17 protein-coding genes are annotated in these 22043 nt (G+C 63.9%); 6 read left to right on the forward strand and 11 right to left on the reverse strand.

What is annotated here, in order from left to right; all coding sequences use genetic code 11:
• Nucleotides 1-162 precede the first annotated feature (162 nt).
• Genes mfd through JYG34_RS17660 form a run of 3 tightly spaced genes read left to right on the forward strand, consistent with a single transcriptional unit; the run spans nt 163 to nt 7510 of the window.
• A complete protein-coding gene (gene mfd, locus JYG34_RS17650) occupies nt 163-3612 on the forward strand; it encodes a transcription-repair coupling factor (RefSeq protein ID WP_213657647.1) in 3450 nt (1149 codons plus the stop codon).
• 9 nt (nt 3613-3621) lie between these two features.
• Nucleotides 3622-4182 (forward strand): CsiV family protein, encoded by a 561-nt coding sequence (locus JYG34_RS17655; protein ID WP_213657648.1) that lies wholly within the window; start codon nt 3622-3624, stop codon nt 4180-4182.
• Between the two features lies 1 nt (nt 4183).
• Nucleotides 4184-7510, forward strand: coding sequence for a DEAD/DEAH box helicase (locus tag JYG34_RS17660; RefSeq protein ID WP_213657649.1), 3327 nt, complete (start codon nt 4184-4186; stop codon nt 7508-7510).
• Between the two features lie 60 nt (nt 7511-7570).
• On the opposite strand, the gene nagZ is transcribed toward JYG34_RS17660, so the two are convergent.
• From nagZ to JYG34_RS17675, 3 genes are read right to left on the reverse strand one after another with little or no spacing between them, the layout of a single operon-like run.
• Nucleotides 7571-8569: a beta-N-acetylhexosaminidase gene (nagZ, locus tag JYG34_RS17665; RefSeq protein WP_213661211.1), complete on the reverse strand. Its 999-nt coding sequence runs from the start codon at nt 8567-8569 to the stop codon at nt 7571-7573.
• 22 nt (nt 8570-8591) lie between these two features.
• Complete coding sequence (locus JYG34_RS17670; protein ID WP_213657650.1) at nt 8592-9116, reverse strand: L,D-transpeptidase; 525 nt, start codon at nt 9114-9116, stop codon at nt 8592-8594.
• A gap of 39 nt (nt 9117-9155) precedes the next feature.
• Nucleotides 9156-9854: a TetR/AcrR family transcriptional regulator gene (locus JYG34_RS17675; RefSeq protein ID WP_213657651.1), complete on the reverse strand. Its 699-nt coding sequence runs from the start codon at nt 9852-9854 to the stop codon at nt 9156-9158.
• 219 nt (nt 9855-10073) lie between these two features.
• Between JYG34_RS17675 and lexA the strand changes: the two genes are divergently transcribed.
• Nucleotides 10074-10682: a transcriptional repressor LexA gene (gene lexA, locus JYG34_RS17680; protein ID WP_213657652.1), complete on the forward strand. Its 609-nt coding sequence runs from the start codon at nt 10074-10076 to the stop codon at nt 10680-10682.
• A 13-nt stretch (nt 10683-10695) separates the two neighbouring features.
• Nucleotides 10696-11172 carry an SOS-induced cell division inhibitor SulA gene (gene sulA / locus JYG34_RS17685; protein ID WP_213657653.1) on the forward strand — a complete coding sequence of 159 codons (477 nt, stop codon included), beginning with the start codon at nt 10696-10698 and terminating at the stop codon, nt 11170-11172.
• Nucleotides 11173-11208: 36 nt separating this feature from the next.
• Here sulA and JYG34_RS17690 read toward each other — a convergent pair whose 3' ends face one another.
• The 7 genes from JYG34_RS17690 to JYG34_RS17720 all read right to left on the reverse strand — a co-directional run bounded on the left by JYG34_RS17690 (nt 11209) and on the right by JYG34_RS17720 (nt 19439).
• Nucleotides 11209-11442 (reverse strand): hypothetical protein, encoded by a 234-nt coding sequence (locus tag JYG34_RS17690; RefSeq protein WP_213657654.1) that lies wholly within the window; start codon nt 11440-11442, stop codon nt 11209-11211.
• A 51-nt stretch (nt 11443-11493) separates the two neighbouring features.
• Nucleotides 11494-12015, reverse strand: a complete 522-nt coding sequence (locus tag JYG34_RS17695) for a DUF6586 family protein (protein ID WP_213657655.1) — start codon at nt 12013-12015, stop codon at nt 11494-11496.
• A gap of 116 nt (nt 12016-12131) precedes the next feature.
• Nucleotides 12132-14741, reverse strand: a complete 2610-nt coding sequence (gene topA, locus JYG34_RS17700) for a type I DNA topoisomerase (RefSeq protein WP_213657656.1) — start codon at nt 14739-14741, stop codon at nt 12132-12134.
• A 100-nt stretch (nt 14742-14841) separates the two neighbouring features.
• Nucleotides 14842-15093: a DUF1653 domain-containing protein gene (locus JYG34_RS17705; protein ID WP_213657657.1), complete on the reverse strand. Its 252-nt coding sequence runs from the start codon at nt 15091-15093 to the stop codon at nt 14842-14844.
• 78 nt (nt 15094-15171) lie between these two features.
• The gene (fadA, locus tag JYG34_RS17710; RefSeq protein WP_011534824.1) at nt 15172-16347 is read right to left on the reverse strand and encodes an acetyl-CoA C-acyltransferase FadA; all 1176 of its coding nucleotides are present in this window, start codon (nt 16345-16347) and stop codon (nt 15172-15174) included.
• Nucleotides 16348-16378: 31 nt separating this feature from the next.
• Nucleotides 16379-18526, reverse strand: coding sequence for a fatty acid oxidation complex subunit alpha FadB (gene fadB, locus JYG34_RS17715; RefSeq protein ID WP_213657658.1), 2148 nt, complete (start codon nt 18524-18526; stop codon nt 16379-16381).
• 475 nt (nt 18527-19001) lie between these two features.
• Nucleotides 19002-19439 carry a hypothetical protein gene (locus JYG34_RS17720; RefSeq protein ID WP_213657659.1) on the reverse strand — a complete coding sequence of 146 codons (438 nt, stop codon included), beginning with the start codon at nt 19437-19439 and terminating at the stop codon, nt 19002-19004.
• Between the two features lie 110 nt (nt 19440-19549).
• On the opposite strand from JYG34_RS17720, the gene JYG34_RS17725 reads away from it, so the two are divergent.
• Complete coding sequence (locus JYG34_RS17725) at nt 19550-19990, forward strand: universal stress protein (protein ID WP_213657660.1); 441 nt, start codon at nt 19550-19552, stop codon at nt 19988-19990.
• 86 nt (nt 19991-20076) lie between these two features.
• Here the strand turns inward: JYG34_RS17725 and JYG34_RS17730 are convergent, their stop codons facing one another.
• A complete protein-coding gene (locus tag JYG34_RS17730) occupies nt 20077-22008 on the reverse strand; it encodes an ATP-binding cassette domain-containing protein (protein ID WP_213657661.1) in 1932 nt (643 codons plus the stop codon).
• Between the last annotated feature and the right edge of the window lie 35 nt (nt 22009-22043).

A 22043-nucleotide genomic window follows, 5' to 3' on the forward strand; every position in this document is an offset into this window, starting at 1 on the left:
GGAACAAAAAAGGGGCTACATTATGACGCCCCTCGGCGTATCGGGCAATGAGCGCCTGTCGTCGACCGCAACACCCGTCGCCCTGCCCTTTCGAGCCTGACAGCGAGCCCGGTCACCGGTACAATCGACCTCTTTGCCGCAACGCTTGGAGCCCGATCTCCCGTGTCAGTTCTGCGCCTTCCGCACATGTCGGCCACGGCCGGCAAACAAACCTGGGGCAACCTGCCCGGTGCCGCCTTGAGCCTGGCCATCGCCGAGGCCGCCAGCACCGCCGGTCGCTTCACCCTGCTGCTGACCGCCGACAGCCAAGCCGCCGACCGCCTGGAACAGGAGCTGCGCTTCTTTGCGCCGGAGCTGCCGGTGCTGCCCTTCCCCGATTGGGAAACCCTGCCCTACGACCTGTTCTCGCCGCACCAGGACATCATCTCCCAGCGCATCGCCAGCCTCTACCGGCTGCCGGAGCTCGACCACGGCATTCTTGTAGTGCCGGTCACCACCGCCCTGCACCGCCTCGCCCCCACGCGCTTCCTGCTGGGCGGCAGCCTGGTGCTGGACGTGGGGCAGAAAATCGATGTCGAGCAGATGCGCACACGCCTGGAAGCCAGCGGCTACCGCTGTGTCGACACCGTCTACGAGCATGGCGAGTTCGCCGTGCGTGGCGCATTGATCGACCTGTACCCGATGGGCAGCAAGCAGCCCTACCGCATCGACCTGTTCGACGACGAGATCGAGACGCTGCGCACCTTCGACCCGGAAACACAACGTTCGATCGACAAGGTCGAATCGGTGCGCCTGCTGCCGGCGCGCGAGTTCCCCATGCAGAAGGACGAGGTGACCCGCTTCAAGGCCCGCTTCCGCGAGCGCTTCGATGTCGACTTCCGCCGCAGCGCGATCTTCCAGGACCTGACCAGCGGCATCATCCCGGCCGGCATCGAGTACTACCTGCCGTTGTTCTTCGAGGAAACCGCAACACTGTTCGACTACCTGCCGGCGGACACCCAGGTGTTCTCGCTGCCTGGCGTCGAACAGGCGGCCGAACACTTCTGGAACGACGTGCGCGGGCGCTACGAAGAGCGCCGCGGCGACCTGACTCGCCCGCTGTTGCCGCCCGCCGAACTGTTCCTCCCGGTCGAGGACTGCTTCGCCCGCCTGAAGCAATGGCCACGGGTAGTGGTCAGCAGCGAAGACCTCGATCCCGGCGTCGGCCGCGAGCGCTTCCCGGCCCGCGCCCTGCCCAATCTGGCCATCGAGGCCAAGGCCAACCAGCCGCTGGCGGAGCTGGCGAACTTCCTTGACCAGTTCTCCGGCCGCGTGCTGTTCACGGCAGAATCGGCGGGCCGGCGCGAAGTGCTGCTGGAGCTGCTCGAACGCCTGAAGCTGCGCCCGCAGACCGTCGACGGCTGGGCCGATTTCGTCACCGGAAAAGAGCGCCTGGCGATCACCATCGCTCCGCTCGACGACGGCCTGCTGCTGGACGACCCGGCCATCGCTCTGGTCGCCGAAAGCCCATTGTTCGGCCAGCGCGTGATGCAGCGCCGTCGCCGCGAAAAACGCGGCGAGGCGGCCAACGACGCAGTGATCAAGAACCTCACCGAACTGCGTGAAGGCGCGCCGGTGGTGCATATCGACCACGGCGTGGGTCGCTATCTGGGCCTGGCGACACTGGAGATCGATGGCCAGGCCGCCGAATTCCTCACCCTCGAGTACGCCGAGGGCGCCAAACTCTACGTGCCGGTGGCCAACCTGCACTTGATCGCCCGCTACACCGGCAGCGACGATGCCCTGGCGCCACTGCACCGGCTGGGCTCCGAAGCCTGGCAGAAAGCCAAGCGCAAGGCCGCCGAGCAAGTGCGCGACGTGGCCGCCGAACTGCTCGACATCTACGCCCGCCGCGCCGCGCGCAAAGGCTATGCATTCGCCGACCCGGCCGCCGACTACGCCACCTTCAGCGCCGGCTTCCCGTTCGAAGAGACGCCCGACCAGCAGGCGGCCATCGAAGCAGTGCGGGCCGACATGCTCGCCGGCCAGCCCATGGACCGCCTGGTCTGCGGCGACGTCGGCTTCGGCAAGACCGAAGTGGCCATGCGCGCTGCGTTCATCGCTGTGCACAGCGGCCGCCAGGTGGCGGTGCTGGTGCCCACCACGCTGCTCGCCCAGCAGCACTACAACAGCTTCCGCGACCGCTTCGCCGACTGGCCGGTGACCGTCGAGGTGATGAGCCGTTTCAAGTCAGCCAAGGAAGTCGCCACCGCGGCGGCGGAGCTGGCCGAAGGCAAGATCGACATTCTCATCGGTACCCACAAGCTGCTGCAGGACGATGTGCGCTTCAAGGACCTGGGCCTGGCCATCATCGACGAGGAACACCGCTTCGGTGTGCGTCAGAAGGAACAGCTCAAAGCCCTGCGCAGCGAAGTGGACATCCTCACCCTGACCGCGACCCCTATCCCGCGCACGCTGAACATGGCGGTGTCGGGCATGCGCGACCTGTCGATCATCGCCACGCCCCCGGCGCGACGCCTGTCGGTGCGTACCTTCGTCATGGAGCAGAACAAGAGCACCGTCAAGGAAGCACTGCTGCGCGAGCTGTTGCGCGGCGGCCAGGTGTACTACCTGCACAACGACGTCAAGACCATCGAGAAATGCGCCGCCGAGCTTGCCGAACTGGTGCCCGAGGCCCGCATCGGCATCGGCCACGGGCAGATGCGCGAACGCGAGCTCGAACAGGTGATGAGCGACTTCTACCACAAGCGCTTCAACGTGCTGATCGCCTCGACCATCATCGAGACCGGCATCGACGTGCCCAGCGCCAACACCATCGTCATCGAGCGCGCCGACAAGTTCGGCCTGGCGCAACTACACCAGTTGCGCGGCCGGGTCGGCCGTAGCCACCACCAAGCTTATGCCTACCTGCTGACACCGCCGCGCCAGCAGATCAGCGCCGACGCCGAAAAGCGCCTGGAGGCCATCGCCAACACCCAGGACCTCGGCGCAGGCTTTGTCCTGGCCACCAACGACCTGGAAATCCGCGGCGCCGGCGAACTGCTCGGCGAAGGCCAGAGCGGGCAGATCCAGGCAGTGGGTTTCACCCTGTACATGGAAATGCTCGAGCGTGCGGTCAAGGCCATCCGCAAGGGCAACCAACCCAACCTCGAGCAACCGCTCGGTGGCGGCCCGGAGATCAACCTGCGCCTGCCGGCACTGATCCCCGAGGACTACCTGCCCGACGTGCATGCGCGCCTGATCCTCTACAAACGCATTGCTTCCGCAGCCGATGAAGACGGCCTCAAGGACCTGCAGGTGGAGATGATCGACCGCTTCGGCCTGCTGCCGGAACCAACCAAGAACCTGATGCGCCTGACCTCGCTCAAGCTGCTGGCGGAAAAGCTCGGCATCAAGAAAGTCGACGCCGGCCCCAACGGCGGCAAGCTCGAGTTCGAGGCCGAAACCCCGGTCGACCCGCTGACCTTGATCAAGCTGATCCAGGGCCAGCCCAAACGCTACAAGTTCGAAGGCGCGACCCAGTTCCGCTTCCTCGTGCCGATGGAGCGCCCGGACGAACGTTTCAACACACTCGAAGCGCTGTTCGAGCGCCTGACCCCACAAACAAACTAAGGAAGCTCCATGCGTGCCATTCGTAGCCTGACCCTGTTGCTGGCGCTGCTCGCGCCAGCCGCGTTCGCCGCAGGCCCCTATCAGGTCGAAATGATCCTCGTACGGCAGAACGCCGTACCGGCCGTGACCAGCCCATTCGCCCCGGAAAACTGGAGCAACGGTGCCCCGCGCCTGGAAAAAGCCGCCGAACGCCCAACGGCGCTGGATGACGAGATCACCCGCCTGCAGGCTACCCCGAGCTACACCGTGCTGCTGCACAAGGCCTGGCAACAGGACGGTGACAAGATCGCCCTGGGCGCTGGCGAAGAACAGTTCGGCCACTTCCCCATCGAAGGCAACTTGAGTATCGGCGAAGACCGCTTCATCAGTGTCGAAGCCAACCTCTGGGTCAACGAACTGGACGGCAATGGCAGCGTACTGCGCAGCGAGCAGTTCAAGCAGAGCAACAGCAACATGAAGGCCGGGCAACTGACCTTCCTCGATGGCGGGCACCTGGCCGTGCTGCTCAAGGTCACACCTGCCGGCATGCGCAAGATGCCGCTGCCGGACCCGGAGATGATGGAGCAGTGAGGTGAGCGACGGTGATGTGCTGCAATTGCTCAGGGAGCATCCCGACTGGGTTGACCACATCGATGCCGGTGCCCTGACCCGCGGACGCGCCTATGCCGCCCAGGGCCACTCCCGGACCCTGTCACTGCACGGCAATACCGCCGAGGCGATCTGCCAGGGTTCGGGAGGCCAGCGCTACCACCAAACCATCCACCTGATACTCAACGGCGCCGACCTGCGCGTGTTCGGAAAATGCAGCTGCCCCGTCGGCATCAATTGCAAACACTGCATGGCGGCGCTGTTCCACCTGCTGGACAACGCAAGCGATCTGCAAGCGCCGCTGCCCCAGGAGCAGGCTGCACTGTCCTTGCCACCCGATCTCGACCAATGGGTCGAGGCACTCGAGGCGCCAGCCCTTCCCACCGCTCACCGTGAACCGGTGCGCAAAGGCCCAGCCATTTACTTTCGAATCCAGAGCGACCACGAGCATTACCGACTGGAAGCCGTCAAAGGCACCCGGCAAGCGGACGGCAACTTGAAATTCAGCCGGGTGACAGCGCTGCCCGAACTGATCTACTACACCCCACGCTACGTCACGGAAGATGATGTTCGACTGCTGCGCCTGATCGATACCTGTAGCCGGGGGGCACTCCCCGTGGTGAAACTGGAGGGCAAACAAGGCGCGGAACTGCTGGGCTACGCCCTGGCCAGCGGCAAGCTGCTGTACGAGCAGGAACAAACACCCCTGGTTTGCGGGCCAGCTCTGCATGCTGAGTTCCGCTGGGTCAGGCTGGACAGCGGCAGTTACCAAGGCGCTTGGCACCATGAAGGCCAGGTTGCGCTGCAGGTAGTCCCCACCGACCCGTTGTTCTATGTGGACCCACGCAATCATCACCTCGGCAAGTTGCTGCACGACCTCGACCCCTTCATTGCCCACCAGCTTGCGCGGGCGCCCCTGGTACCCGAACACCTGATTGTCCCCTTGAGTCATCGATTGAACGCCTTGAACCGCCAAGTCCCCACCCCAACCGCCGTCAGCAGCGAGCAGATCGAAAGCATCGCCCCCCGCGGGCGACTGACCCTCGGCAGCCTCGAGTTCAGCGCCTACACGCCCAAGACCGGGCGCATGCAGCGCCAGATGCAGCACCGCGCCGCCCTGTCGTTCGACTACGACGGCCTGCGTGCCAGCAGCAGTGACGACAAACCACTGACGCGCCTGGTGGGCAGCACCAGCCAGCGCATCCGCCGCCAGCCCCAGGCTGAACAGGCGCTGCGCAAGGTGCTGCGCGACTTCGGCTTCAAGCCCGCCACCCGCCAGAGCAAGGCCCTGCCCGACAGCGCTGGCGAGATGCACCAGCTACCCGATGACGAAGCCTGGCTGCGCTTCGCCCGCGAAGGCCTGCCGCGCCTTCGCGACGCAGGCTGGACAATCGACGTGCACCGCGACTTCGCCTTCAACCTGCACGAGGTCGATGACTGGTACGCCACCATCGAGGAGGCGCCGGGGCACGAATGGTTCGACCTGGAGCTGGGCATCGTCGTCGATGGCCAACGCCACAGCCTGCTGCCCATCGTCCTGCAATTGCTGCGCGCCAGCCCGGAGCTGCTGCGCCCCAGCGAGCTGGCCCGGCGCAGCGACGACGAGCACCTGCTGATCGACCTCAACCGCGCTCGCCAGGACAGCCCGGCGCTGCGCGTCGCCCTGCCCTATGGCCGTATCAAGGCTGTGATGAACACCCTCGGCGAGCTCTATCTGCATGAAGACGCCGTCGGCCCCAGCCTGCGCCTGGAGCGCGCCGACGCCGCGCGCCTGAACGACATCGAACACCTGCCCCTGCAGTGGGAAGGCGGCACCCATGTTCGCGACCTCGGCCGACGCCTGCGTGACGCCCGCGACCTGCAGGTCGCCCCGCCCACAGGCCTGAACGCCACGCTGCGCCCCTACCAGCAACAAGGCCTGAACTGGCTGCAGGCCCTGCGTGAAATGGGCACCGGCGGCATCCTCGGCGATGACATGGGCCTAGGCAAGACCCTGCAGACCCTCGCCCACCTGCTGCTGGAAAAACAGGCCGGACGCCTGACCAGCCCGGCATTGGCCGTGATGCCCACCAGCCTGGTGCCCAACTGGCTCGACGAAGCCCAGCGCTTCGCCCCCGACCTGCGCGTATTGGCCCTGCACGGGCCGGGACGCAGCAAGCACTTCGCGGCACTGGGCGAATACGACCTGGTGCTGACCACCTACGCCCTCGCCCCCCGCGACCTCGAACACCTCAAGGCGCAGCCCTGGCACCTGCTGGTGCTGGACGAGGCGCAGAACATCAAGAGCAGCACCAGCAAGGCCGCCCAGGCCGTGCGCGAGCTGCAGGCCAACCAGCGTCTGTGCCTGACCGGCACGCCCATGGAAAACAACCTGGGCGAGCTGTGGTCGATCTTCCACTTCCTGATGCCCGGCTGGCTGGGTGACAGCAAGCGCTTCACCCAGGACTACCGCACCCCGATCGAGCGCCATGGCGATACGGAACGCATGGCCCATCTGGCCAGCCGTATCCGCCCGTTCCTGCTGCGCCGCACCAAGGAGCAGGTGGCGACCGAGCTGCCGGCCAAGACCGAGATGATCCATTGGGTGGAGCTCAGCGACGCACAACGCGACACTTATGAGGCGGTGCGGGTGGCGATGGACAAGAAGGTCCGCGAAGAGATCGCGCGCAGCGGCGCGGCACGCAGCCAGATCGTCATCCTCGACGCCCTGCTCAAGCTGCGCCAGGTCTGCTGTGACCTGCGCCTGGTCAAGGGTACCGAGATCAAGGGCACATTCGCCGACAAGGGCAAGCTTGGCAGCCTGCTGGAGATGCTCGAAGAACTGCTGAGCGAGGGGCGCAAGGTGCTGCTGTTCTCGCAGTTCACCTCGATGCTGGCGCTGATCGAGTTCGAGCTGGAGAAGCGCGGCATCCGCTACAGCCTGCTGACCGGCGACACCCGCGACCGTCGCGCGCCGGTGCAGCAGTTCCAGAATGGCGAAAGCGATGTGTTCCTGATCAGCCTCAAGGCGGGAGGCACCGGCCTGAACCTGACCGCCGCCGACACCGTCATCCACTACGACCCCTGGTGGAACCCGGCCAGCGAGAACCAGGCCACCGACCGTGCCTACCGCATCGGCCAGGACAAGCCTGTGTTCGTGTTCAAGCTGATCACCCGGGGCACGGTGGAAGAGAAGATCCAGCTGCTGCAACAGGAGAAGGCGGCACTGGCCGCCGGCTTGCTCGATGGCGGGCAGACTGGGCAGTGGAGGATGGGGGACGAGGAGATCGAAGCGCTGTTCGCGCCGTTGCCGGGCAAGCGCGGGCGCTAGAGCGCGATGCTGGCCTCTTCGCGGGTACGCCCGCCGGAGGCCAGAGAGGCATACCTCAGATCAATCGATCAACTGCGCATCCTTCAACGCCCCCAGCGCCTCCAGCCAGCGCGGCTGCTGGCGGTAGTCGGTACGGGCGAAGCCCTGCCCGCGCATCCGCGCGATCCGCGGCGACGGCTTGACCTTCATGCGCTGCGCCGCGCTCAGCGCCAGCTCCGCCGCAGCCCGGTCGTTGCACACCAGGCCCATGTCGCAACCGGCGCTCAACGCCGCCTCGATGCGGCTGGCGGCATCCCCCACCACATGGGCGCCGGCCATGGACAGGTCATCGCTGAAGATCACCCCGTCGAAGCCCAGCTCGCCGCGCAGGATTTCCTGCAACCAGCGACGGGAGAAACCGGCCGGCTGGTTGTCGACCTGCGGGTAGATGACATGGGCCGGCATCACCGCCGCCAGCTGGCCACTCAAGCGCGTGAACGGCACCAGGTCGGCCACGCGCAGCTGCTCAAGGCTGCGCTCATCCACCGGGATGGCCACATGGGAGTCGGCCTCGGCCCAGCCGTGCCCCGGAAAATGCTTACCGCAGGCCGCCATGCCAGCAGCGTTCATGCCACGAATGAAGGCACCCGCCAGCTGCGTGGCACGCTCGGGATCACCTTCGAAGGCACGGCTGCCAACCACCGCGCTGCGCTGGTGGTCGAGATCCAGCACCGGGGCGAAACTCAGGTCCAGGCCGACCGCCAGCACCTCGGTCGCCATCAGCCAGCCGCATTGCTCGGCCAGGTACTCGGCATTGGCGTTGTCGGCGATCGCGCGCATGGCCGGCAGGCGCACGAAGCCCTCGCGCAGGCGCTGCACCCGCCCACCTTCCTGATCGACGGCGAGGATGAGGTCGGGGCGAATGGCACGGATCGACGCGCACAGCTCGCGCACCTGGCGCGGGCTGTCGATGTTGCGGGCAAAGATGATCAGGCCGGCCACTTCGGGCTGGCGCAACAGGTGCCGGTCTTCGGCAGTCAGCCATTTACCGGCGATGTCCACCATCAGAGAGCCTTGCAGGCTGACAGTCATAGCGAGTCCTTCATTGAAGATCCAGGGAGGCCCAGTGCGGGCAGGCAGCCTCGTCAATCCGCACACGGCAGCCGGCCGGCACGCGATCGAACAGGTCAAGCAGGTCGGTGTTGCGCAGGCGCACACAACCATGGGACAGCGGGATACCCATAGGTTCAGTGTCGGGTGTGCCATGCAGGTAGATGTAGCGGCGGAAGGTGTCGACTTCACCGAGGCGGTTGATGCCCAGCTCGCAGCCACCGAGCCAGAGAATGCGGCTGAGGATCCAGTCGCGCCCCGGATACTGCGCGTGCAGTGCCGGCGACCAGACTTCGCCGGTCCAGCGTCGCCCGCAAAGGACCGCGCCCCTCGGCAGGCCCGCGCCAATCTTCGCACGCACCCGGTGCAGGCCTCGCGGCGTGCAACCGGAGCCGCTCAGTTCCCCCGCACCATTGCGCGCCGAAGAGATCGGCAGGCGCAAATGCAGCGTCCCATGGCTAAAGCCATAGAGGCACTGGTCGGCGAGGGATATGTGCAGGAAATCGAGGTCGAGCATGGGCGCTAGCTTAGCCGAAGCGCCCTCCTGCGCCCAGTGTCAGGCCTTGGCGGATGCGCCGCTCTTGCTTCGCGGCCGCAGTTGCGCGGCGGACATGGCCTCGTCGGTAACCCCCGTGTCGGCACGCATGCCGGCAGCCAGGAACGGCACCATCAGGCGCATGACCTGCTCGATCGAGGTATTGATACCGAAATCGGTTTCGGCGATGGCGCGCAGGGCCTTGATCCCGGACATGCTGAATGCCGCGGCCCCCAGCATGAAGTGCACGCGCCAGAACAACTCCAGCGGAGGGATGCGCGGGGCGGCTTCGTGGACCAGCAGCATGTAGCGGCGGAACACCTTGCCGTACATGTCCTCCAGGTAGCGGCGCAAGTGGCCCTGGCTCTGGCTGAATGCCAACCCCAGCAGGCGCATGAAGATGGACAGGTCGTTGTTGCTGCGCGGCTGTACGGCGAGCGCCTGCTCGACCAGCATTTCCAGCAACTCTTCGAGCGAAGCCTTCTGCTGCGCCTGGCGGCGATCCAGTTCACGCTCGAGGCTGGCGCAGAAAGGGCCGAGAAAACGCGAGAAGACTGCCTGGATCAGGGCCTTCTTCGAGCCGAAGTGATAGTTCACCGCCGCCAGGTTGACCCCAGCCTTGCTGGTGATCAGCCGCAACGAGGTTTCCGCGAACCCGCGCTCCGCGAACAGCTGCTCCGCCGCATCGAGGATACGTTCGACGGTTTCCGACTGGGCCATGACTACTCCACCTGACAAACAGTTGTTTGAAACATACGTTTCAGGCCTGCCGATGTCAAGGCTCGGTGACCGGGCGGTCGCCATTTAAAAGCGCCAAGCCGCAAGCTGCAAGCGACAAGATGCGCCCGACGCACACTGCTTCTTGCAGCTTGTAGCTTGCAGCTGGCTTCTTACTGTATATAATCCCAGTCACTGTATAAAAAGACAGAGCCCTCGCCCATGCTGAAACTGACGCCACGCCAAGCCGAGATTCTGGCTTTCATCAAACGCTGCCTCGAAGACAACGGCTTCCCCCCGACCCGCGCGGAGATCGCCCAGGAGCTGGGCTTCAAGTCGCCCAACGCCGCCGAGGAACACCTCAAGGCCCTGGCGCGCAAGGGTGCCATCGAGATGACCCCCGGCGCCTCGCGCGGCATTCGCATCCCCGGCCTCGAAGCAAAGGCCGAGGACAACGGCCTCCCCATCATTGGCCGGGTCGCTGCCGGCGCACCGATCCTCGCCGAACAGCACATCGAGGAATCCTGCAATATCAACCCGGCCTTCTTCCATCCGCGCGCCGACTACCTTCTTCGTGTGCACGGCATGAGCATGAAGGACATCGGCATCTTCGACGGCGACCTGCTGGCCGTGCACACCACCCGCGAAGCCCGCAACGGCCAGGTGGTCGTGGCCCGCATCGGCGACGAAGTCACCGTCAAGCGCTTCAAGCGTGAAGGCAGCAAGGTCTGGCTGATTGCCGAAAACCCCGAATTCGCCCCCATCGAAGTCGACCTGAAGGAACAGGAGCTGGTGATCGAGGGCTTGAGCGTCGGCGTACTTCGCCGCTGAACCAGGAGGCGTCATGCAGCCGTTCATCCAAGCTCCCCTGCAAGCCCAGTTGCCGCTGTTCGAGGCCTTTCTTGCCCAGCCGGTACTACCAGGCCTCAAGGCCAGTGAACAGCCACGCAAGAGCTCCCAGCCCGAACTGTTCAGTGAACTGGCGTTGCGTGGCGCGCCTGGGCACTGCCAGAGCCTGTTGGCCCCCGTCCTGCGGGAGCTCAGCGAGGAAGACGAAACCCGCTGGCTGACCCTCATCGCGCCACCCGGCAACGTCACCCAGGCCTGGCTGCGCGAGGCAGGCCTGAACCGTGAACGCATTCTGCTGTTGCAGCCCGGTGGCAACCAGAGCGCCCTGCAGCTCGCCTGCGAGGCATTGCGACTAGGGCGTAGCCATACGGTCGTCAGCTGGCTGGGTAACCTCAACAACAGCACCCGACAGCAATTGCTGCGCGCCGCCGTCACCGGAAACGCACAAAGCCTGAACATCCGCCTCGGCTGATGTTCAGGCTTTGCCTGTCAAACGCTTGCCAGCGGGTCAATGAAGAACCCGCGCCCCCTCGTCACGCTCGAAGTCGCCCTCGACCAGCTTGCCGGCCATCTGCACACCCACACTGAGCATGGCCTTGGCCACTTCCACATGCTGTCCTTGCAGAAATGCCTTGGCATCCTCGGAGAAATCCAGGGTTACCAGGGAACCCTCATCCTCGGCACGGCGCAGCTCGATCCGGCCATCAGGCAACTCGACAATTTCTAGGAAGGACGTTGACATATAGGGCCTGCTTTTCACGAAAGGCCGGCATTGTACCAGCCATGGATGCTGTCAGCACTCACTCAGCGCGTCGCGGAATCGTCTCACCAGGTCTTTCAAGTTCTGCCGCCAGGCCTCCAGCTCCTCGCGGGAAAGCACCAAGGGCTCGGCCTCATCGAGATTGACAGCCTGGATCAGCGGCTGGGTGACGTCGGTCTTGGCCATTTTCTTCGCGACCGGCGGTCGGAACAATTCGGCATAAGTTGCAAGCAAACGTGCCAGCCAGGTTTCCGATTGCCGCGCCAGCTCCAGCATCTCGGCCATTTCCGGAATCGCCACGCTACGCAGTGTTTCGTCATTGAGCAGCAGCTCGGCCTGCGCGGCCGACGCCTGGGGCAGGCGATAGAAACCAGCGATTTCGTGGCACAACCCCAGCAAAGCGCCATACAGGTGGAACAATGCCGCTTCACGCTCGGCCTGGACCAAGCCCTGAGCATTCATCGCCCCACTTGCCTCAGCCTTGGCCATGGATTCCAGTGCAAGGCCTGCGAAGAACAGTTTCTGATTGGTGCGGGTGTAGAGTTCCTGGGCCATTTTCGATGACCTCCCATGGGCAGCAAGGCGATAACCCAGTGTCGGGGAAAGCCCGGCCTTCCCGCAAGCACAAACGAATTGGGGCCGCGAAGCGGCCCCAATACAGGCGTGATCGATCAGCGCTTGTCTTCGACCTTCCACGCCTTGCCGTCGAAGAACGCTTTCCAGCCGGTCGGCTTGCCGTCAACCTCGGACTGCACGTACTGCTCCTTGGTCTTGCGGCTATAGCGAATCACCGCTGGACGGCCATCAGGGTCTTTCTGCGGTGCGTCGCAGAGGAAGTGATACTTAGGATCGATCTCGTGCTTGTGCGGCACAATCTCCAGCACCAACGGCGCGCGGGTCTCGCGGTTTTTCGGGAACTGGCTGGCGGCCAGGAACAGCCCCGAGGCACCATCACGCAGCACGTATGTGTCATCGACCTTCTCGCACTTGAGCTCCGGCATGTCCACCTTGTCCATCTTCGGTGGCGCCGCCTCGCCGCTCTTGAGCAACTTGCGGGTGTTCTTGCAGGTCGCGTTGGTGCAGCCGAAGAACTTGCCGAAACGGCCGGTCTTGAGCTGCATCTCGCTGCCGCACTTGTCGCACTCCAGGCTCGGCCCTTCATAGCCCTTGATGCGGTAGCTGCCCTCTTCGATCTCGTAACCTGCACAATCCGGGTTGTTGCCACAGATATGCAGCTTGCGCTTCTCGTCGAGCAGGTAGGCGTCCATCGCCGTCGCACAGATCGGGCAGCGGTGCTTGCCACGCAGCACCAGCGACTCGGACTCACCCTCGTCGTCGGCAGCGATTTCATCGCCCGGCACCAGGTTGACGGTCGCCTTGCAGCGCTCCTTGGGTGGCAGGCTGTAGCCAGAGCAACCGAGGAATACGCCCGTGGACGCGGTGCGGATCATCATTGGCCGCCCGCACTCCTTGCAGGCGATGTTGGTCAAGGTCGGCTGGTTGGCACGCATGCCGTTTTCAGCGGACTCAGCCGTCAGCAGCTTCTTGCTGAAGTCGCCATAGAATTCGTCGAGGACGTTCTTCCAGTCACGCTCGCCCTGAGCCACGTCGTCGAGGTTTTCTTCCATGCCGGCGGTGAAGCCGTAGTCCATCAGGTTGGCGAAGCTTTCGGACAGACGCTCGGTAACGATATCGCCCATCTTCTCGGAGTAGAAACGGCGATTGTGCAGCGTGACGTAGCCACGGTCCTGGATGGTGGAAATGATCGCCGCGTAGGTCGATGGGCGGCCGATGCCGCGCTTTTCCATTTCCTTGACCAGGCTGGCCTCGGTGAAGCGTGCCGGCGGCTTGGTGAAGTGCTGGCTGGGGTCGAGCTGGATCAGCTTGAGCGCTTCGCCCTGGGCCATTTCCGGCAGCACATCATCTTCGCCCGGTTTGCTCTGCTGTGGCAGCACACGGGTGTAACCGTCAAACTTCAGAATGCGGCCTTTGGCGCGCAGCTCGAAATCGCCGGCCGCCACGGTGACACTGGTGGACAGGTACTGCGCCGGCGGCATCTGGCAGGCCAGGAACTGGCGCCAGATCAGCTCGTACAGGCGCTCGGCGTCGCGCTCCATGCCACTGAGTTTGGTTGGGTGGGTGTTGACGTCGGATGGGCGGATCGCCTCGTGCGCCTCCTGGGCGCCTTCCTTGCTGCCGTACACCACGGGAGCGTCCGGCAGGTATTGCTTGCCGAACTCGTTCTCGATGTAGCTGCGCGCCATCTCCACCGCGTCGGTCGACAGGTTGGTCGAGTCGGTACGCATGTAGGTGATGTAGCCCGCTTCGTAGAGACGCTGGGCCATCATCATGGTCTTCTTCACACCGAAGCCCAGGCGGTTGCTCGCAGCCTGCTGCAGCGTCGAGGTGATGAACGGCGCCGACGGCTTGCTGCTGGTCGGACGGTCTTCGCGCTTGACCACGCTGTAGCTGGACGCCTTGAGCTTCTCCAGCGCCGCCATGGCCTGGGCTTCGTTGAGCGGCTTGAAGGCTTCACCCTTCTCACGCGCCACTTCGAAACGCACCTTGGCATTCTTGGCGGTGCCCAGGTCGGCGTGGACTTCCCAGTATTCTTCCGGGTTGAACGCACGGATCTCGCGCTCACGCTCGACCACCAGCTTCACCGCCACCGACTGCACACGGCCTGCGGACAAGCCACGGGCGATCTTGGCCCACAGCAGCGGCGAAACCATGTAGCCGACCACGCGGTCAAGGAAACGGCGCGCCTGCTGGGCATTGACCCGATCGATATCGAGGTCGCCCGGCTGGGAGAAGGCCTCCTGGATGGCTTTCTTGGTGATTTCGTTGAACACCACGCGCTTGTAGCGGCTGTCGTCGCCGCCGATGGCTTCGCGCAGGTGCCAGGCAATGGCTTCCCCTTCGCGATCCAAGTCGGTTGCGAGATAGATGGTGTCGGCATCCTTGGCCAGGCGGCGCAGCTCGTCGATGACCTTCTCCTTGCCGGGAAGGATCTCGTACTTGGCTTTCCAGCCAGCCTCCGGGTCGACCCCCATGCGCGCCACCAGCTGACGACGGGCCTTCTCCTTGGGCGACAGGGCCGGCGCCTCACCCGCGGCCTTGCCGCGCTTGGCCGCCGGTTCCTTGCTCGCGCTGGCGGAACCGCTGGTGGGGAGGTCGCGGATATGGCCGATACTCGACTTCACCACGTACTGGTTGCCCAGGTACTTGTTGATGGTCTTGGCCTTGGCCGGGGATTCCACAATGACCAGCGATTTGCCCATGGATCGGAGTATTCCTGAATCTGAAGATGAAAAACGCGTCAGGTGCCAGACGCGGCACCGCTATATATAGTGGCAAAAGAGTGAGGTCAAGCGCGGACGCTTACTCGCCTGCCTGGGCCAACAGCCCGGACAACCCTTCTTCGGCCTTGACCAAAGCAAAGCGTGGCACCTGCTCGCCGTCAACCTCGACCGACTCGAGGAACATCGAAAGAGGGCGAACCCAGAGCCCGAACTCACCGTACAGGGCCTGGTAGAACACCACCCACTCTTCGCTTTCGGAGTGGCGCGCGGCGCCGAACACACGATACTCAGGCCCTTTGTAGTGCCGGTACACACCGGGTTGTATCTGCATGTCACTCAGCCTCTTGAACAAATCCTGTAAAAAACAAAAACCGGGGCACATGGCCCCGGCTGCTGGCTTGCAACGCGATCAGACGCGTTCGAAGACAGTGGTGATGCCTTGACCGAGGCCGACGCACATGGTGGCAACGCCGAGCGTGCCGCCATTCTGCTTCATGACGTTGAGCAGGGTGCCGGAAATCCGCGCACCGGAGCAACCGAACGGGTGGCCCAGGGCGATGGCGCCGCCGTGCAGGTTAACCTTCTCATCCATCTTGTCGAGCACTTTCAGATCTTTCAGCACGGGCAGGGCCTGTGCGGCGAAGGCTTCGTTGAGCTCGATGAAGTCGATGTCAGCCATCGTCAGGCCGGCGCGCTTGAGGGCTTTCTGCGTCGAAGGCACCGGGCCGTAGCCCATGATCGCCGGGTCGACACCCGCAACAGCCATCGAGCGGATGACCGCCAGCGGCTGGATCCCCAGGTCCATGGCGCGCTGGCCGGACATGACGATCATGCACGAGGCGCCGTCGGTGATCTGCGAAGAGGTACCCGCCGTCACGGTGCCGCCTTTCGGGTTGAACGCAGGCTTGAGCGACGCCAGGCCTTCGAGGGTGGTTTCCGGGCGAATGGTTTCGTCGAAGTCGAAGACCTTCAGGAAGCCGTTCTCGTCATACCCCTGCATCGGGATGATCTCGTCCTTGAACTTGCCTTCGACCGTCGCCTTGTGGGCGAGCTGGTGCGAACGCACACCGAACAGATCCTGTTGCTCACGGGTGATGCCGTGCATCTTACCGAGCATTTCAGCGGTGAGGCCCATCATCCCGGAGGCCTTGGCAGCGTGCAAGGACAGGTGCGGGTTGGGGTCGACGCCGTGCATCATGCTGACGTGGCCCATGTGCTCGACACCACCGATAACGAACACGTCGCCGTTGCCGGTCATGATCGCCTGGGCGGCGGTGTGCAGCGCGCTCATCGACGAGCCGCACAGGCGGCTGACGGTTTGCGCGGCGGAGGTATGCGGGATCGGGGTCATCAACGACGCCATGCGGGCGATGTTCCAACCCTGCTCCATGGTCTGGTTGACGCAGCCCCAGATCACGTCCTCGACTTCTTTCGGGTCGATCTTGTCGTTGCGCTCCAGCAGCTTGCTGATCAGGTGCGCGGACATGTCTTCGGCGCGGGTGTTGCGGTGCATGCCACCCTTGGAGCGGCCCATTGGCGTGCGACCGAAGTCGACAATCACCACGTCTCTTGGATTCAGGCTCATATCAATAATCTCGCTCTAGCTCGTTGGGCGCTCAGTTGAAGAAGCGCTGGCCGTTCTTGGCCATTTCGCGCAGCTTCGCCGTGGCGTGGTACAGCGGCCCCAGGTCGGCGTACTTGTCGGCCAGTGCGACGAACTCGGCGACCCCGATCGAATCGATGTAGCGCAGCGCGCCACCGCGGAAGGGAGGGAAACCGATGCCGTAGACCAGGCCCATGTCGGCTTCGGCGGCGGTCTCGACGATGCCGTCTTCCAGGCAGCGCACGGTTTCCAGGCACAGCGGGACCATCATCCAGTTGATGATGTCTTCGTCGCTGACTTCACGCTGTTCGAAGATGATCGGCTTGAGCACGTCGAGCACGCTGGCGTCGGCGACTTTTTTCGGTTTGCCGCGCTTGTCGGTCTCGTAGGCGTAGAAGCCCTTGCCGTTCTTCTGGCCCAGGCGGTTGGCCTCATACAGGGCGTCGACGGCGGAGCGGCGATCATCCTTCATGCGGTCCGGGAAGCCCTCGGCCATCACGTCGCGACCATGGTGGCCGGTGTCGATGCCGACCACGTCCATCAGGTAGGCCGGGCCCATTGGCCAGCCGAACTTTTCCATGACCTTGTCGATGCGCACGAAGTCGACGCCTGCGCTGACCAGCTTGGCGAAACCGCCGAAGTACGGGAACAGCACGCGGTTGACCAGGAAGCCCGGGCAGTCGTTGACCACGATCGGGTTCTTGCCCATTTTCTTCGCGTAGGCCACGGTGGTGGCGACCGCCACTTCACTGGACTTCTCGCCACGAATGACTTCGACCAGCGGCATCATGTGCACCGGGTTGAAGAAGTGCATGCCGACGAAGTTCTCAGGGCGCTTGAGCGCCTTGGCCAGCAGGTTGATGGAGATGGTCGAGGTGTTGGAGGCGAGGATCGCGTCTTCCTTCACCTGCCCTTCCACTTCCGCCAGCACGGCCTGCTTGACCTTCGGGTTTTCGACCACGGCTTCGACAACGATGTCGACATTGCCGAAATCGCCGTAGGACAGGGTCGGGCGAATGGCGTTGAGCGCCTCGGCCATCTTCGCCGGGGTCAGGCGACCTTTCTCGACGCGCTTGCCGAGCAGCTTGGAGGCTTCGTTCAGGCCCAGCTGGATGGCTTCCTCGCGGATATCCTTCATCAGGATCGGGGTGCCCTTGACCGCCGACTGATAGGCGATGCCGCCACCCATGATACCGGCGCCGAGCACGGCGGCCTGCTTCACGTCGTGGGCGATTTCGTCATGAGCCTTGGCCTTGCGCTTGAGCTCCTGGTCGTTCAGGAACAGGCCGATCAGGCTTTCGGCTACCGAAGTACGGGCCAGCTTGGCGAAGCCGGCGGCCTCGACTTCCAGAGCCTTGTCGCGACCGAAGTTGGCGGCTTTCTGGATGGTCTTGATGGCTTCGACCGGCGCCGGGTAGTTCGGGCCGGCCTGGCCGGCAACGAAGCCCTTGGCGGTCTCGAAGGCCATCATCTGTTCGATGGCGTTGAGCTTGAGCTTCTCGAGCTTGGGCTGGCGCTTGGCCTTGTGGTCCAGCTCGCCGCTGATGGCGCGCTTGATCAGGTCCAGGGCACCGGCCTGCAGCAGTTCAGGGGCGACCACTGCGTCGACGGCGCCGACTTTCAGCGCGTCTTCGGCGCGGTTCTCTTTACCGGCAGCGATCCACTCGATGGCGTTGTCCGAGCCGATCAGGCGCGGCAGACGCACGGTACCGCCGAAACCTGGGTAGATGCCCAGCTTGACTTCCGGCAGGCCGATCTTGGCGCTGCTGGACATGATCCGGTAGTCGGCCGCCAGGCACATCTCCAGGCCACCGCCCAGGGCGATGCCATTGATGGCGGCGACGGTTGGTACTTCGAGGTCTTCGAAGTCGCTGAAAATGCGGTTGGCTTCCAGGTTGCCGGCGACCAGTTCGGCCTCGGGCAGCTTGAAGTTGTCGACGAACTCGGTGATGTCGGCGCCGACGATGAACACGTCCTTGCCGCTGCTGACGATCACGCCCTTGACCGAAGCGTCGGCCTTGATGGCGTCCACTGCCTGACGCAGCTCGTTCAGGGTGAGGCGGTTGAACTTGTTGACGGACTCACCCTTGAGGTCGAACTTCAGTTCGACGATGCCGCTTTCAAGAGCCTTAACCGTGATGGCTTTACCTTCGTAAATCATCAACTGATCTCCACGATATGGAAGCTGAACTGTACACGCCGATCGCTGACGCAAGGTCCGGTCTGCCGGTCCCTCGCCACAGGCACACCCGTCGGCGCGCTAATCGGGATTCTGTAAGAGCCGTCTGACATACAAACGCTCAATTCATACGCCCGTTTGATTCGGGTGTGCACACATTCTCCGAAAAGAACGGCGTTGTCAAATGCTCGCGCACACCGTGAAAACGCGACTTTCCGGTCACTCTCCACTGGCGGCGGGTGAAACATGATGACAGTGATCGCCGACCATTCATGTCAGCGATAAACCATCCTTGAGCGACGAACCCTACTTTTTCCAAACGCGCCACCAACGGCAGCTACACTGGAGCTGCACACTTCAGTTCCGGCCTGCCTGGCCCTTTTCTGCCGAGCAGAAACGACAACGGGGCGCGTACGAGCATCACTGCTCGTACGCGCCCCGTTGTCGTCACGACCGGTCAGGCGAGGGTTTCGAGTGCGTGGGCAATATCCTGCAATACAGATTTGTCGCCACGCTCGCTCCAGTACAACGCGATCATGCGGCTGTCAGCCTCGAGTTTGTAGACAGTCTCCGGCAAGCGGACCAGGACCTCGAGGTGGTGCGGATCCGCGCAAGGCTCACGCCACTGGTTCCACCAGATGCCCGGGGTGATCTGCCAGTAGCACCAGCTGTCTTCATGCCCCTTGCGGCGCGCCCGGTGGTACTGCGGGCACGGGCTGGGGGGTTCCTGCTCCAGCCAGTGCGGCCACTGTTGCGGCGCCAGTTGCATGGCCAGCCCCATGCGCCGCCCTTCCAGGCGCAGGTTCATCTGCTCGCTTTGCTTGCGCGAAGGGCGCAACCAGGCGAGCGGGCTGAGCACCACCGCAAGGATTGACACCACCAGCCATACCGTCATATCTGTAGACCTTATAAAGCGTTGCAAATGAGCGGGTTAGTCAGGATTCACGGAAGACCCGCGCGAAAGCGACCATACTTCTTCTATCGCGATTGTCAGGAGTCATGCTCATGTCCTACGAACACCTTCTGGTCGCCGTCGACCTGACCGAAGAATGCGACCCGGTGATCAAGCGCGCCAAGGCCATTGCCCTGGCCAGCGGCGCCAAGGTCTCGCTGGTGCACATCGTCGAGCCCATGGCCATGGCCTTTGGTGGCGATGTGCCAATGGACCTCTCGCAGCTGCAACAGCAGCAGTTCGACCAGGCCAAGGAGCGCATGGACCGCCTGTTCAACAAGTACCCGGATATCAACCGTGGCGATTCGCACCTGGTCTATGGCCAGCCGCGCCAGGAGATCCATCAACTGGCCAAGGATCAGAAGTGCGACCTGATCGTGGTCGGCAGCCATGGCCGCCATGGTTTGGCGCTACTGCTGGGCTCCACCGCCAATGACGTGCTGCATGGCGCGCCTTGCGATGTGCTGGCAGTACGCCTGCTGAAGAAAGAATAAGCATCGCCGACCTGTTCGCCGGCAAGCCGACTCCTACACATATCCCGTAAGAGCCGGCTTGCCGGCGAACTGGCCGATAACATGACTCAGCCTTCGAGCTCGGCCCAACGCTCCACCAGCGTATCCAGTTCGCCCTGCAGCGTCTCAAGCTTGGCCAGCACCGCCGAAGTCTCGCCGATCGGGCGCTGATAGAAGCCCGAAGCATTGATCTCTTCCTGCACCGTGGCCATCTTCTGCTCTACCGCATCGATCTGCCCAGGCAGCGCTTCCAGCTCACGCTGCAGCTTGTAGCTGAGCTTCTTCTTGCTGGCATCGGCGGCTGGCGCGGCGGCCGGCGCAGGCGCCTGCTGCTCCACTTGCTTTTCCACCACGGCGCTGTTGAGCTCGGACTTGCCGCCCTTGCTCTCGGTCACCCCCAGCAGCTTCGGCGAACCACCCTGGCGGATCCAGTCCTCGTAACCACCGACGTACTCGCGTACTCGCCCTTCACCCTCGAATACCAAGGTGCTGGTGACCACGTTGTCGAGGAAGGCACGGTCGTGGCTGACCATCAGCACGGTGCCCTTGTAGTTCGACAGCACCTCCTCGAGCAGTTCGAGGGTTTCCACGTCCAGGTCGTTGGTCGGCTCGTCCAGCACCAGCAGGTTGGCCGGCTTGCTGAACAGCTTGGCCAGCAACAGGCGCGCACGCTCACCACCCGACAGCGCCTTGACCGGCGTGCGGGCACGCTGGGGGCTGAACAGGAAGTCGCCGAGGTAACTGAGCACGTGGCGGTTCTGGCCATCGATCTCGATGAAATCGCGACCTTCGGCCAGGTTGTCGATAACGGTCTTTTCCAGGTCGAGCTGGTGGCGCATCTGGTCGAAGTAGGCGACTTCCAGCTTGGTGCCACGCTCGACCTTGCCGGACGTCGGTTCCAGGTCACCCAGCATCAGCTTGAGCAGGGTGGTCTTGCCGGTACCGTTGGCACCGAGCAGGCCGATACGGTCCTCGCGCTGCAGCACCATGGAGAAGTCCTTGACCAGTTTCGGGCCATCCTTGTGCGCGAAACTGACGTCCTCCAGCACCATCACCTGCTTGCCGGACTTGTCCGCCACCTCGATCAGGATATTGGCCTTGCCCTGGCGCTCACGGCGCTCGCCGCGCTCCACGCGCAATGCCTTGAGCGCACGCACGCGCCCTTCGTTACGGGTGCGGCGGGCCTTGATGCCCTGGCGGATCCACACTTCTTCCTGCGCCAGACGCTTGTCGAACAGCGCGTTGGCGGTCGCTTCGGCGGCCAGCTCGGCTTCCTTGTGCACCAGGAAGCTGGCGTAGTCGCCGTTCCAGTCGATCAGCCCGCCGCGATCCAGTTCGAGAATGCGCGTGGCCAGGTTCTGCAGGAACGAACGGTCGTGGGTGATGAACAGCACGGCGCCGTTGAAGCCACTCAAAGCTTCTTCAAGCCAGGCGATGGCACCGATGTCCAGGTGGTTGGTTGGCTCGTCGAGCAGCAGCAGGTCGGGCTCGGACACCAACGCCTGGGCCAGCAGCACACGGCGTCGCCAGCCACCGGACAGCTCGGCAAGGGTCTTGTCGGCGGGCAACTGCAGGCGGCTCAAGGTGCTTTCGACCACCTGCTGCAGGCGCCAACCGTCACGCGCCTCCAGCTCATGCTGGACGTGCATCAGCTTGTCGAGGTCGTCATCGCCCTGGATGTTCTGGCTCAGGTGATGGTATTCAGCCAGCAGCTCGCCGACTCCATCCAGGCCAGCAGCGACCACATCGAACACGCTGCGTTCGTCGGCCACCGGCAGCTCCTGCGGCAGCTCGCCGATCTTCAGGCCCGGGGCGCGCCAGATCTCGCCATCGTCAGGCTTCTGCTCGCCCTTGACCAGGCGCAGCATGCTCGACTTGCCCGTGCCGTTGCGGCCGATGATGCACACCCGCTCGCCACGGGCGATCTGCCAGGACACTTTGTCCAACAGCGGCATGGCGCCGAAGGCGAGGGACACATCGCTGAATTTGAGCAGGGTCATGATCATCTCCAAAAACCGGGCGCGCATTCTACCTG

The organism is Pseudomonas entomophila, assembly GCF_018417595.1.
GTDB lineage: Bacteria > Pseudomonadota > Gammaproteobacteria > Pseudomonadales > Pseudomonadaceae > Aquipseudomonas > Aquipseudomonas entomophila_C.